Consider the following 12,399-nt stretch of genomic DNA (forward strand, 5'->3'; position numbering starts at 1 on the left):
GGGGAGCTTCTTATCTTTTTTATCTTCCGTATTACCTCTTATTCACCAACTCCATCAAATCAACATCATTTCCTAACAATACTTCAGTAGGATTAATTCGTCCTTCTTCAGGCCCGTTTTCTAGTTTTAGAACTCCGCGCGGGCAAACTGCGGAACATACGCCACAGCCGACACAACTTGAACGTACTATATTTTCACCCTTTTGGGCATAGGCACGAACATCGATACCTTGCTCGCAGTAGGTCGAACAGTTTCCGCAAGAAATACATTGACCACCATTGGTAGTAATTCTAAAACGAGATTTAAAGCGTTGCACGAACCCTAAATAAGCCGCTAAGGGGCAACCAAAGCGACACCAAACCCTGTTTCCAAAAATAGGATAGAAGCCTGTTCCTATTACTCCGGCAAAAATAGCTCCTATTAGAAAGCTATAGGTGTTCATGATACTTTGGACTTTGATTCCAAGAACAGTCCCTGTTTCTGCAAAAAAGCCATACAAAGTGAAGCCTGTCATTACCAAAGCGAATAGTAATACCCCATGAATTAGCCAACGTTCAACTTTCCATGAAAAAAGGGACTTGCTGGAATGTTGTCGATATGGGTCACCAAGGGTTTCGGCCAATCCCCCACATCCACAAACCCATGAACAGTACCATCTTTTTCCAAAGAAATATACCATTACAGGAACTATAACCACAGTTAAAACAATTCCCCAAACTAGAATGAATAATCCTAGCCCTCCACCAGCTATTAGTTCTTTTAAGTTCCAGTTAAAGAAAAAATCATAGTCTAAAGGAAATGCATTTTTGAAATCATAGCCTTTTGAATAGGACAATTGCAAGCGCACCATTATTTCTGGGATTAAGAATGCGAAGACAATTTGAAAGAACAATACTGAGGTAGTGCGTACCATTTGATACATATTGTGACGGTACTTTATATACATTCGTACGGCCATTACAGTCATAACAACGCAATACATGAAACCATAAACAAACCAATGACCAGCAGGATTGCCACTAAGGCTTTCACTTATTGGATCTACCAAGTAGGTCCAGTTTACTGCATATTCTGATTTGAAATACAAAACGAGATAGAAGCTTACCAGAAATATAAACACCAACCAAGCTATCCAACCTTTATTTGTAGAGCTTTGGTGATAGATGTGGTCATTCTTAATACCTTTTTTTCCTAAGGTAACTACTTGTGGAAGAATGAACATTAAAGCACCGATAATTCCAAGTCCGAATGTTAAGAACCACATTAATCCTTTATTTTGAGGAACATAACCGTAGCCCGATTTTTTGCGAATAGTCGTTGCTAGATCATCACTTCCGGCGTAAACCTTTTTTCCCCATTCCTTGTTTTTGGTATGTTCAGTATTTGCTTTGTCAATAGATTCCTCAACCAAAGGAGCCAAGGGTTGGAAACCTGAGAAATTCTTGTTTACCAATTTACTTTTAAGGTCTGAAACGAAAATTTCACTTTTGATACCCTGACTGTCAATCAATTCGTCGAAAGAACTTTGGTCAAGTTTAAAATCTCCTATGAAAGGAAGTGTTGTGAAAACCCCCAAACCGATTAAAAAGATTGCTATGCCTATATTTTGTATTACTTTCATTTTTATTATCGGTTAAGCGTTGCTAAAAATTCGTTTCCAACTTTTTTTCTTTAGGGAAATACTGGTTCCGAATTCAGAATTGAATTTTGAAACAATTTTGTTTTCATATTGCGAATAGAACTCAGGGTCAAAATTGGCATCTTTCAAATATTCCATTACGTGATTTACATCACGTTTTTCTGTCAGCCAGCGGTCAAAGATTTCGTGTCGCATACGAATACCGAAAGTATTGATGCCTAAAAATTGTTTCGTTTTTTTATCAAAAGCTACGGTAACACAAATTTTCTCCTTGTCATCACGCCAGTGAAAATGTTGTTCATTTTCCTTCATTCCGCGTTCGCTAAAGACCCATCCATAGGTCTGATATTCAAGATCTAGGAATTTGGCAGAATTGAACCAGTGCCCCGGTTTGTACTCAATCTTGTTTCCGCATATAGTCTGAGCAACTGTTTCGCCCATCATCCTACCGGTATACCACACCGCTTCGATTGGTCTTCTTTGGCCAATGCCTTCATACTGTTCTGCGCAATCGCCAATAGCATAAATATCTGTAATGTTAGTCTCAAGATGTCGATTGACTTTGATTCCACGGCCAAGTTCAATACCAGAGTCCTTTAGAAAATCAATATTAGGAGATACACCCGCCGTGAGTCCGACTACCGAGCATTCTATAGTTTCACCTTTATCCGTGGTGACGGCCTTTGCTCTTCCCGTTTCATCAGCCAATATTTCAACAAGGTTAGTGGCTAACTTTAGGTCTATATGATGTTCTAGAATATGTTCGTTGATCATTGCAGATTCACCGGCGGGTAAAACCCCGTTCCAAAAACTGGTTTCGCGAACCAAAAATGTAACAGGGATTTTTCTGCTTCGAAGCATTTCTGCCATTTCGATTCCGATTAGTCCACCACCTACAATCACAGCTCTTTTACAAACTTTATTGTCTGGTGCATTAGCTTCCAGTTGGTCTAAATCTTGTTTGGAATACAAACCCTGAACGCCAAGTAAGTCTTGACCAGGCCAGCCAAATTTGTTGGGTTTTGAACCAGTGGCTAAAATAAGCTTGTCGTAACCTATGGTATTTCCATCGGCTAAAACCAACTTCTTATTTTGATGGTCAACAGTATTGACATACCCATTTTTCAATTCAATTCTGTTCTTTTTCCAGAACCAATTTTCATAGGGTTGCGTATGTTCGAATTTCATATGCCCCATGTAAACGTACATAAGGGCGGTACGCGAGAAGAAATAATCGGTTTCCGCAGAAACGATGGTAATTCTTTTGTCGGAATTTTTTCGAATATGTCTGGCCGCTGTTACCCCAGCAATTCCGTTACCTATTATAACAATATGCTCCATATGTATATTTTGGGAATGAAAATTAGGTCGCTGTAAAATTCAAGAACTTAATCACATTGCTTAATTTAGAAAGAATTTAAATATTAACCTATTATGTAAGGTTTGCACATGGTTCTCGAACTTGTAAGCCCCTGATTTTGAAAATCTTAAAAAAAGCATAAAAGTAGATTAATTTTGTAGGGATGTTAAAATGCTTTCGACAGAGGTTTCAGTTTTGAATGACAATACCAATTTTATTATGAGAAAAAATATAAGTTTAGTAATCGTTTTATTTCTTACAGCTTCTTTTACCTTCGCACAGAGCACTTCAGAATTCTTTTCAAAGTCTGACGCCTTTTTTAAAGCGAATGTCAAAAATGGAAGAGTCGCATACAAATCAATAAAGGATAATCCCGAAGCTTTGAATGAGCTATTAGAAATGGCAAAAGCGATTTCAGTTTCGAAAGACAATGCTGCCGAGTATCAATCTTTTTGGATTAATGGCTATAACCTTTTAGTTATTAACGGAATTGTAAAGAACTACCCGATAAAATCACCTTTAGATAAACCTGGTTTTTTTGATGGCAACAAGAACGAAATCGGAGGAACAAAAATCACATTAAACGATATCGAGAATAAATTACTGCGTAAAAACTTTCCTAAAGAACCACGCTTTCACTTCGTTTTGGTGTGTGGTGGATTAGGTTGTCCCCCCATAATAAATGAAGCTTATACTCCATCAAAATTGGATTCTCAGCTAGAAAAACAGACAAAGTTAGCCATTAATGACCCGAATTTCATTCGAGTAAATAAGAATAAGGTCAAGGTTTCCCAGATTTTTGAATGGTATCCAGGAGATTTCAAACAAGATGGGCAGCAACTTGTTGATTTTATTAATAAATATAAATCCGAAAAACTTCCGGAGAAATCAAAAGTATCTTACTATCCGTACGACTGGACGTTGAACGAAGTCAAATAATAAATTAAGAAAGAAGCAAAAGAATTTTCCTAAATCCATTACATATTTGGATAGGACTGGGCTTCTATTGTAAAACAATATCCAACAATAAAAATTAAGAAAAATGAAATCATTAAGAAATTACATAACAGTAGCAGGCGTTCTTTTCGCAACCTCGATAGGTTTTGCACAAGATGATATGAAAGACAAGGAGGAGATGGTCGATGAACCTGCTCAGGAGCAAAGTAATATTCAACAGTACACTCCTTCTAAACTTATAGGAAAAGGACAGGTAGATTTAAAGTGGTTCAACAACCTATATACCCAAACGAAAAGTACCTTTTCAGAAGGTGATGAACCAAGACAAACGTTTTTCACTTCTACCTTCGAATTTTATACTGGGGTAGGGCAAAATAAGAGAGTGAATCTTGGCCTTATCGCTAGGGTGCGCTCAAATGTTATCGCTGACCGTGGTGCTTTGGATGTTTTTAGCTTTGATGGTGAAACCGGCACGGCCCGTTCTGGTTTGACTGCAATTGCCCCTTCTATAAAGTTTGTGCCTTTTCCTTCGGTAAGTAATTTCAGTATTCAAAGTTCTGTTTTTATTCCACTAATTGATAATGAGAGTGAAGATTTTCTTCCCATAAACAACGGTAATGGCGTATTTCTAGAACAAAACGGCTTCGTATGGCAAAATCGACTATTTTATGATTATACCTTTCCAGGGAATAAATGGCAGTTGTTTACCGAACTTACAACAGAACTCAATTTGGGTGATGGGGAAAAGAGTTTTGCCAACAATAGTTTGAATATCAATCCGGGAGTTTTTCTCAGCTATTTTCCAAGTTCGAAATTTACCGTATTGGCCTTGGCCCAACACTCTTCAAGAGTGGATTTGGGAAATAATTTTGGACAGAATTTCACGGCTGTAGGTGGGGGAGCGAAATATCAATTAACAAAAGCCTTGAATCTTGAATTGTTATACACCAATTTTGTGAGAGGTAATAACACAGGTTTGGGTCAAACGTTTAATCTTGGGTTGAGAGGTATTTTTTAGTCCCCTCCCTAACCCTCCCTCGGGGGAGGGAACTTCTTTCATAACGTTAAGAAATTCTCGGATTAATTTATTCCCCCTCCATTCGGTGGAGGTTAGGGGCAGGACTTTCTCTTCAAATTTTAAAAGATTCACTCAAAAACCCTTATTTTTGCAGGCTAAGTGCAAATGAATGAGGGTTTTAGGTTTCTTATTGCTTTCCTTGCTACAGTTTTCATGTGCTAGTCAGGTCATTCCAAAAATCAATGGAGTTAGTTTTGTTGCATCTCGCGAAGAGGCAAAGCAAGAACATGTTGACGAGGTACTGTCAGTGAATGCAAATCATGCGGCAGTCATGCCCTTTGGGTTTATACGCAATATCAATTCCCCTGAAATCATTCATAATACAGACCGACAATGGTTTGGAGAAACAAAAAGGGGTGCCAAACAATATATTGAACTCCTTCAGAAAAACGGGGTGCAAGTTATGGTGAAGCCCCAAATATGGATTTCGCGCGGAGAGTTTACAGGTACGCTTAAGATGAACACCGAGGAAGAATGGAAAACTTTGGAAAAGTCATATGATAACTTCATTCTTACTTATGCTGAATTGGCTGAGGAAACCAAAGCCGATATTTTATGTATTGGCACCGAACTTGAGCAGTTCGTAAAGAACAGACCGGACTATTGGAAGAATCTTGTTCAAAAAATCAGAAAGGTCTATAAGGGAAAACTGACCTATGCAGCTAACTGGGACGAGTACACAAGAACTACTTTTTGGGAAGACCTTGATTATATAGGCATAGACGCATACTTTCCACTATCAGAAGAAAAAACGCCGTCGATTAAACAGTTAAAAAAAGGATGGAAGCCCTGGAAAACAAAGATTGCCAATCTTTCAAAAACTAAGAATAAACCTGTTCTTTTCACTGAATTTGGATATCGAAGTATGGACTATACAGCAAAAAAACCTTGGGAAGTAGATCGTCATGAGGAGGGCGTCAATCTAGAAGGTCAAGTCAATGCCAAAAAAGCCATTTTTGAGGAATTCTGGAAGGAAGATTGGTTCGCAGGAGGATATGTATGGAAGTGGTTTATCAATCATCAAAAATCAGGCGGTACTGACGACAATCGCTTTACCCCTCAAAATAAACCTGCTCAAAAAATAATAACCGAATATTATAAAACCAATTAATATGTTCCGATTTTGTCCCCTCATTATCGCATTTCTAATTCTCAGTTGTTCTACTGACGCAGAAAATATTTTGGCGCCTACTTTGGATTCATCTATAGCGAGTAAAGAAGTGGTTGTAGATAATGTAATCGCTTGTGCAGCAAGTAATGCAGACGATGATTTGATAAGCGTATTTTTTTATCCGAGGCCAAGTACTACGAATTTCAAATATTATGAGACTGAAGATGTGAGTGTTGACAAGAATGATTTTGAAAATTATATTCCCGTAGAATTTCCGATTCGAGACGTTTTCAATGGTTTTTTAAAGAAATTCGAAGTGTCGACAATAAATGAAAAATGGGTCATTGTCGCTTTCGATGAAGGTGGAAAAACGCATCTGTCAAACCCGATTCGATTGAAGCAAAATACGAAACCTACGGAATATCTTTCGCAGAATGTATCGGTAGAGGCTTCTACAAATATGCCTGACTTTTCTTGGCAGGATGGAAGTTATTCAGATACGAAAATTTACTTCCATGTGGTGTCTGATGCTACAAACAAATTGCTCTCGGGCACCTATACTTTTGAAAGAAATTTTCAGTATTATAATCTCGATAATGTGGTATTAAATGTTACCCGTGGAACACCTCCCACCTTAAAATCTGGGTCATCTTATAACTTTACCTTACTCGGTGTGAGCGAAGACAATTGGGTTAATCTTTTTTCTGAGATACCATTTCAGGTTGAATAGTTGTCTGTGATCTCTTTGTAAGACCTATAATGTATCTTTGGCGAGATTAACACAAAATATTCATGTCGAGGTCTTTTCTCTCCATTTTGGTTTTTTTGATAATGACTTTGGGCCATGCTCAGGAAAACCTAGTAGCCGACGTTAAGGTTCAAGGTGCCAAAAGAACAAAGACTTCCTTCATAAAGAAGATTATCAGGTTGCAGTCTGGAATGGTATTGGATTCTACCATTATACTTGAAGACATGGAACGCTTAAAACGACTCCCTGCTATTTCACATGCGTATTTTCAGGTTTTTTCTGCCGATGATAAAGGGAGGCATAATGTCTTTTATAATATCGAGGAAAATTTCACTTTGATTCCCTTTGCAAATTTATTTTCTTCATCGAATGATGATTTTGCCTTCAGAATCGGACTCCAAGAATTTAATCTTTTAGGTAGGAATATTACCCTAGGTGGTTTTTACCAGCATGATGTTTTCAATTCCTATGGAATAAGCGTCAGAGCCCCCTATTTGTTTTCGAATAAATTAGGGTTAGCCATTACGTATCAAGATTTTACCACTCAAGAACCTGTTTTTTTTGATAATACCACGGCCGATTACAGATATAACAACAAAGGTTTTGAGGTCTTAGGATTATACGAGTTTAACTTTCAAAACAGAATTGAACTCGGTTTTAGCCTATTTACCGAGGATTATTCGTATCTATCAGGTGCGACGAATGAACAAGTACCTCAAGCCCTTAATGTCGATAAACATTTATTCAAACTTATTTATGAGTTCAATGATTTGGAATACTTCTACCAATATTTAGAAGGATTTCGAAGTCAGTTGAATTTTCAATATGTAGGAAGTTCAGATACAAGCCTACCAGAGTTTTTAATTGGCTTTAACGATTTCACCTATTTTCATCGTATCGGTCAAAAAGGGAACTGGGCCAATCGATTACGTTTAGGATTGGCAAGTAATGTAGAAACTCCGTTTGCGCCGTTTACCGTTGACAACAATCTAAATATTCGTGGAGTAGGAAACACTATTGATAGAGGAACCGGTGCGATTGTTTTTAATACCGAGTACCGCCATACGCTGGTAGATAAAAACTGGTTCGTGCTTCAGGGCAACGTTTTTGTAGATGGTGGTTCATGGCGCAACCCTGGTGGAGGTTTTGGTGATTTTGCTGATAGCCAGAATATTCGAATCTACCCCGGTGTTGGAGTTAGATTTATTCACAAGAAAATTTTCAATGCAATCTTTCGCATTGATTACGGTTATGGTATTACAAGGGATGCTTCACGAGGTGTGGTTTTTGGCATAGGACAGTATTTCTAGAGTTTCGATATTGTTAAGTAAATCGTTAACTATTTTTCAAAACCGACGACTTGATTTCAAAAAACGTATTTAATTTTGTAGAAGGGTGCTTTTCTAGGCATCATTTTTGAAGTTGAATTGAAGGTTAGATTACACTATATGATTTTTAGAGTTTTTCATAGGATTGCTTTTCTTTTGTTTTTTGCCATTATAGGCTTAGCTGGTTATGCTCAGGATTCTTTGACAACTGTCAAGGCTGAAAAGGGAGATGGTATTCTTTCGCTGTTAAGAAAGCAGGGAATGAATCCCTATGAGGCTTACGATGACTTTATTGCGATGAATATGGATAATTTGAGGGATAGCGTCCATTTGTATGCAGGACGTAACTACTTCATTCCTCCAGTAAAACTTGATACAGTTGCTATTGTAGATTCTATTCAAAAGAAATCCACGGAAATAAAAAAAATTGAAACCAAGGAATTTTCCATTTTTGGAGACAAGCACGCTGCTGTTCTGACGAAAAGTGAAAAATTAAAAGGCGCGGTGTACTATTTGGTTTCAGGACACGGTGGTCCTGATCCAGGTGCGATGGCAAACTATGCGGGCAAATCTCTTGCTGAGGATGAATATGCCTATGATATTACCCTACGATTGGCAAAAGAGTTACTTTCCCATGGGGCTACGGTTTACATTATAATTCGAGATCCAAATGATGGTATCCGTGATGAACGTATTTTGGAAATCGACCGCGATGAGGTTGCTTATGGTGATAAAGTCATTCCACTGAACCAAGTGGCTAGATTAAAACAACGTGTGGATATAATAAATGAGCTGCACAGAAAGAATCGAGGTAAGTTTCAACGATTGATAGTTACACATGTAGATAGTAGAAGTAAGGGTCAAAATATTGATGTTTTCTTCTATCACCATGAAAAAAGTAAAAATGGCAAAAAACTAGCGGAGAATGTGCATAAGACTTTTCAGAAAAAGTATAAGAAATACCAGCCCAACCGAACATATACCGGCACCTTTGAAGACCGAACAAATTTGTATTTGGTTCGAAAAACACATCCGGCAATGACCTTTATAGAAATTGGAAATATCAGAAATAAAAAGGATCAAAAGCGAATCTTGGTTCCTGATAACCGCCAAGCTCTGGCCAAATGGATTTCTGAAGGAGTCATATTGGATTATGAAACAGGGGAGATAGGACGTATTCGATAGTCAACGCTTGTTTTTGGTCTTCGGAATATTGCCTACCAATACACTATTCTTTTTTATCAGTTCCGATAGTTTGTTAGCCTCTTCTTCAAAATACTCAAATTCTTCAGGCAGCACTAACCAACTTTTGATGCCATAACTTTTGATTGCATTCAAACCTCGGATTTTGTGTTTCAATTTTTGATGATATTCAATTTTTGATGCAATCCAAATTCCATTATCTTCCAACAGGTTATCTTTTTTGCGAAGGGCAAAAACGATTTTTTCACCAATATAATAGGAGTCTACCCCAAACATTTTTTTATGCCTTAAAGACAAAGGAAATAAGAGTTCTAAAAAAAATTCATAGGGCATTATGAAACAATTTTTCGTTTGTAGTAATCGTACAATTGCTCGGGCCCCGCTCCCAAGTAGTTTTTCAAATGAATCATTCCAAAGTGGTATTGTAGCGCAACTTCACCTCGTTCCTCATACCTTCTTGCGGATGTTTTTACATGACGCGTCAAGACTGTAAAACTTGTCATGGTATAAATTCTATTGATGAATTCATTGTCTTCAAAAACAATATAGTCTTCATTAAAACCTTTAGCCTCTGCGAACAGCTTTTTTGTAATAAAGAGTGATTGGTCACCGCCTCGGCAAAGTTTAATGTTGATTCGAGTAAACCAAGCAAAAAAAGCTAGGAATCTACTTTTACTGTCAAACTTCATTTGAAAACAACCTACTTCTTTTTTTAATTGAACGGTATCAATAATGCTTTGGTCGAAATTTCTTGGGGGAAGCGTGTCTACATGAAGAAAGTAAAGTATTTCTCCAGTAGCGTTTTGTGCTCCAAAATTCATTTGTTTTGCCCTTCCTTTTTTTGAGTGAAGTACACTTACATTTTGATTGAAAGCAATATTCACGGTATTGTCCGAACTGCCCCCATCGACCACAATAATTTCCTTAATATTCTCAGAAGAACTATTTGACTTTAGATATCTCAATATCTTGGCAATGGAAGTCGCTTCGTTTAATACAGGAATTATTATGCTGATTCGGGGGTTATTGGGCTTCATTTAAATTCCAGTCGTATTTGAGATAGTTGATATCTGTATCTACGTCGATATTAACTTCTGTATAGGGTTTTATATAGTCAATCAACGAACCATTTTCTGTAAAATCCTTTTTGTACCATTTGAAAATATTCGATAATTGTATTTTATGTTTTGAAATGATATTTCTTGTCTTATCATTTATGAAGTCATGGGTGGTCTTTTGTAATTGTGCCTCCATTTGACTCGCGGTGAAAGCCTTGTTTAATAATTTAGGACACGAAAAGGATGCGCAGTTGATGGCAAAATGAATACGAGGTTCGTTCATTTTACGAAGAACCTTGTGTTCGATATCTCCTAAAGATAGCAAGCCTTTACCAATTTTAACCCAATCTTTCCCCCAAGGGTTTTTAATGTCTTTGATGCTTTTGGTTGGATAATTATCTAAAATCAATTTCACCGTTGCTGCATTATAAAGATTGATATAATACGCTAACTTTTCATTTTTTGACCAATCTTTTTTCGGGCTATTTTCTGCTAAATGGCCAAGGTATTCTTCTAAAGAAGAAATGTCGTTTAAAAAGCTTTTATAATCAACGTCACCTTTATCATTTACGTAAGTTGTAAGAAGCGTGTTCCATAGTTCATGATTTGGTAATGAAATTGTGTTCTCCATTACTTCCGGCTCTTCTTGGAGGGACTCAGTTGGTGCTACAGATTTTTCTTTTTCCGTTACAACCTCTTCTATAGGCGGTTCACTTTCCTTTATTTCTTCGGAAGGAACAACCGTACCTTCTAAATCAATTGTATCCGAGGTTATCACTTGAACAGTTTCCACTTTTTGTTCAGATGTAGCAGTTTCTTTTTGGGCCACTTCTTGGGTATTCCCACAAGCCAGCCAAAATGAACCTAAAAAAACAAATAGTAATTTAACCATTATGCGTTTTGTCAGAATATATTAACAGCATCCACCACCATTATAATGCCAAGTGCTTTCACTAATATGAATTTGATCATTTGCTTTGGCCAAGGCCGCGGCCGTTTTATCACATACTGCCAAAGGCTGATTTTGCATTAACACATGTCCCGCTTTATCATCAAAATACTCTTCGTCTCCGTAATAGATTGCAGTTTTTCCAGTGAACATACAAGGTCCGTCTTCTGGCATTGGGTCTTTGATGGCTGCAATTTCTATGGATTCTATAAAAATCAACTCATCCGTCGGGTAATGATTTGGAGATAAAACACGGTATGATTTTCTAGCGCGGATTTCAATAGTTCCGAAGCCAGCGTCAGTCAATACTTTTACGTAATCTTTGATAGGAATACTTCCACTTAAACATAATGCTCGCAATCGGTCATCATTACGCAATTCATCATTCATGGGTTGTTCGCAAGTTGGATCGCTCATGACCAATCTTCCGTGAGGTTTAAGAACACGGTACATTTCCGCAACCGCTTTTTTCAAATCTTCCATTTTAAAGATATTGAACAAACAGTTTTGGGCGGCAACATCAATACTCTCATCCCCGACTGGAAGATTCAAGGCATCCCCTTTAACCAGATTTACATATTCACTCTTGAACCAATCATTTTCAATTTCTGCAATCTTAAAATTTTGCCGGGAAGCTTCCAGCATTTCATCAACCACATCAACACCAGTAACGCCTCCTTTTTGTCTTGAGAAATATGAGAATTGAAGTAGTTCCATTCCTCCCCCAACACCTACGTAAAGAACTTTAGGGTTATTAACTAAATCTTGGGCAGAAACCGTACTTCCACAACCATAATTCATCTCTTGCATTATCTTCGGAATCGAAAGCCCAGGGAACTGCCAAATCGGATTCGTGGTGCAACAAAGACCAACATCGGGGGTTAAAGCTGCTTCTTTATATAAATCGTTCGTTGTTTCTAAATAACTCATGTCTTTTATTTGTGATTCGTTTGAGGTTTGATGTTTGA

The 12,399-nt window shown here is 37.5% G+C and carries 12 protein-coding genes; 6 read left to right on the forward strand and 6 right to left on the reverse strand.

The annotated features are described in order from the left end of the window. Window positions 1-31: 31 nt before the first annotated feature. Entirely contained in the window at window positions 32-1,621 is a 1,590-nt protein-coding gene (locus tag FEE95_RS08525; protein ID WP_138657442.1) for a 4Fe-4S binding protein, read from the reverse strand. A gap of 12 nt (window positions 1,622-1,633) precedes the next feature. Next, entirely contained in the window at window positions 1,634-2,980 is a 1,347-nt protein-coding gene (locus FEE95_RS08530) for an NAD(P)/FAD-dependent oxidoreductase (protein ID WP_138657443.1), read from the reverse strand. Window positions 2,981-3,218: 238 nt separating this feature from the next. On the opposite strand from FEE95_RS08530, the gene FEE95_RS08535 reads away from it, so the two are divergent. From FEE95_RS08535 to FEE95_RS08560, 6 genes are all read left to right on the forward strand, one after another. Beyond that, on the forward strand, window positions 3,219-3,938 hold the full coding sequence (locus FEE95_RS08535) for a DUF547 domain-containing protein (protein WP_138657444.1): 720 nt from the start codon (window positions 3,219-3,221) through the stop codon (window positions 3,936-3,938). Between the two features lie 103 nt (window positions 3,939-4,041). Then, window positions 4,042-4,974, forward strand: coding sequence for a hypothetical protein (locus FEE95_RS08540; RefSeq protein WP_138657445.1), 933 nt, complete (start codon window positions 4,042-4,044; stop codon window positions 4,972-4,974). A 169-nt stretch (window positions 4,975-5,143) separates the two neighbouring features. Then, a complete protein-coding gene (locus FEE95_RS08545; RefSeq protein ID WP_138657446.1) occupies window positions 5,144-6,145 on the forward strand; it encodes a glycoside hydrolase family 113 in 1,002 nt (333 codons plus the stop codon). Between the two features lies 1 nt (window position 6,146). After that, a complete protein-coding gene (locus FEE95_RS08550) occupies window positions 6,147-6,875 on the forward strand; it encodes a hypothetical protein (protein WP_138657447.1) in 729 nt (242 codons plus the stop codon). Between the two features lie 62 nt (window positions 6,876-6,937). Next, window positions 6,938-8,203: a POTRA domain-containing protein gene (locus tag FEE95_RS08555; RefSeq protein WP_138657448.1), complete on the forward strand. Its 1,266-nt coding sequence runs from the start codon at window positions 6,938-6,940 to the stop codon at window positions 8,201-8,203. A gap of 138 nt (window positions 8,204-8,341) precedes the next feature. Then, complete coding sequence (locus FEE95_RS08560) at window positions 8,342-9,406, forward strand: N-acetylmuramoyl-L-alanine amidase family protein (RefSeq protein ID WP_138657449.1); 1,065 nt, start codon at window positions 8,342-8,344, stop codon at window positions 9,404-9,406. Here FEE95_RS08560 and FEE95_RS08565 read toward each other — a convergent pair whose 3' ends face one another. From FEE95_RS08565 to arsM, 4 genes are read right to left on the reverse strand one after another with little or no spacing between them, the layout of a single operon-like run. Next, entirely contained in the window at window positions 9,407-9,757 is a 351-nt protein-coding gene (locus FEE95_RS08565) for a hypothetical protein (protein ID WP_138657450.1), read from the reverse strand. Continuing rightward, window positions 9,757-10,461, reverse strand: coding sequence for a TIGR04283 family arsenosugar biosynthesis glycosyltransferase (locus tag FEE95_RS08570; RefSeq protein ID WP_138657451.1), 705 nt, complete (start codon window positions 10,459-10,461; stop codon window positions 9,757-9,759). The genes FEE95_RS08565 and FEE95_RS08570 overlap by 1 nt, the downstream gene beginning before the upstream one ends. Next, window positions 10,448-11,374 carry a DUF547 domain-containing protein gene (locus FEE95_RS08575; protein ID WP_238474529.1) on the reverse strand — a complete coding sequence of 309 codons (927 nt, stop codon included), beginning with the start codon at window positions 11,372-11,374 and terminating at the stop codon, window positions 10,448-10,450. The genes FEE95_RS08570 and FEE95_RS08575 overlap by 14 nt, the downstream gene beginning before the upstream one ends. A 21-nt stretch (window positions 11,375-11,395) precedes the next feature. Then, on the reverse strand, window positions 11,396-12,361 hold the full coding sequence (gene arsM / locus FEE95_RS08580) for an arsenosugar biosynthesis arsenite methyltransferase ArsM (protein ID WP_138657452.1): 966 nt from the start codon (window positions 12,359-12,361) through the stop codon (window positions 11,396-11,398). Between the last annotated feature and the right edge of the window lie 38 nt (window positions 12,362-12,399).

It is taken from the genome of Maribacter algarum (ex Zhang et al. 2020) (genome assembly GCF_005885635.1).
In the GTDB taxonomy this organism is placed as follows: domain Bacteria; phylum Bacteroidota; class Bacteroidia; order Flavobacteriales; family Flavobacteriaceae; genus Maribacter_C; species Maribacter_C algarum.

Excerpts from the sequence above, each read along its gene's own strand:
- FEE95_RS08525 (WP_138657442.1), bottom strand. The coding sequence starts at position 1,621 with ATGAAAGTAATACAAAATATAGGCATAGCAATCTTTTTAATCGGTTTG.
- FEE95_RS08530 (WP_138657443.1), bottom strand. The coding sequence starts at position 2,980 with ATGGAGCATATTGTTATAATAGGTAACGGAATTGCTGGGGTAACAGCG.
- FEE95_RS08535 (WP_138657444.1), top strand. The coding sequence starts at position 3,219 with ATGAGAAAAAATATAAGTTTAGTAATCGTTTTATTTCTTACAGCTTCT.
- FEE95_RS08540 (WP_138657445.1), top strand. The coding sequence starts at position 4,042 with ATGAAATCATTAAGAAATTACATAACAGTAGCAGGCGTTCTTTTCGCA.
- FEE95_RS08545 (WP_138657446.1), top strand. The coding sequence starts at position 5,144 with ATGAGGGTTTTAGGTTTCTTATTGCTTTCCTTGCTACAGTTTTCATGT.
- FEE95_RS08550 (WP_138657447.1), top strand. The coding sequence starts at position 6,147 with ATGTTCCGATTTTGTCCCCTCATTATCGCATTTCTAATTCTCAGTTGT.
- FEE95_RS08555 (WP_138657448.1), top strand. The coding sequence starts at position 6,938 with ATGTCGAGGTCTTTTCTCTCCATTTTGGTTTTTTTGATAATGACTTTG.
- FEE95_RS08560 (WP_138657449.1), top strand. The coding sequence starts at position 8,342 with ATGATTTTTAGAGTTTTTCATAGGATTGCTTTTCTTTTGTTTTTTGCC.
- FEE95_RS08565 (WP_138657450.1), bottom strand. The coding sequence starts at position 9,757 with ATGCCCTATGAATTTTTTTTAGAACTCTTATTTCCTTTGTCTTTAAGG.
- FEE95_RS08570 (WP_138657451.1), bottom strand. The coding sequence starts at position 10,461 with ATGAAGCCCAATAACCCCCGAATCAGCATAATAATTCCTGTATTAAAC.
- FEE95_RS08575 (WP_238474529.1), bottom strand. The coding sequence starts at position 11,374 with ATGGTTAAATTACTATTTGTTTTTTTAGGTTCATTTTGGCTGGCTTGT.
- arsM (WP_138657452.1), bottom strand. The coding sequence starts at position 12,361 with ATGAGTTATTTAGAAACAACGAACGATTTATATAAAGAAGCAGCTTTA.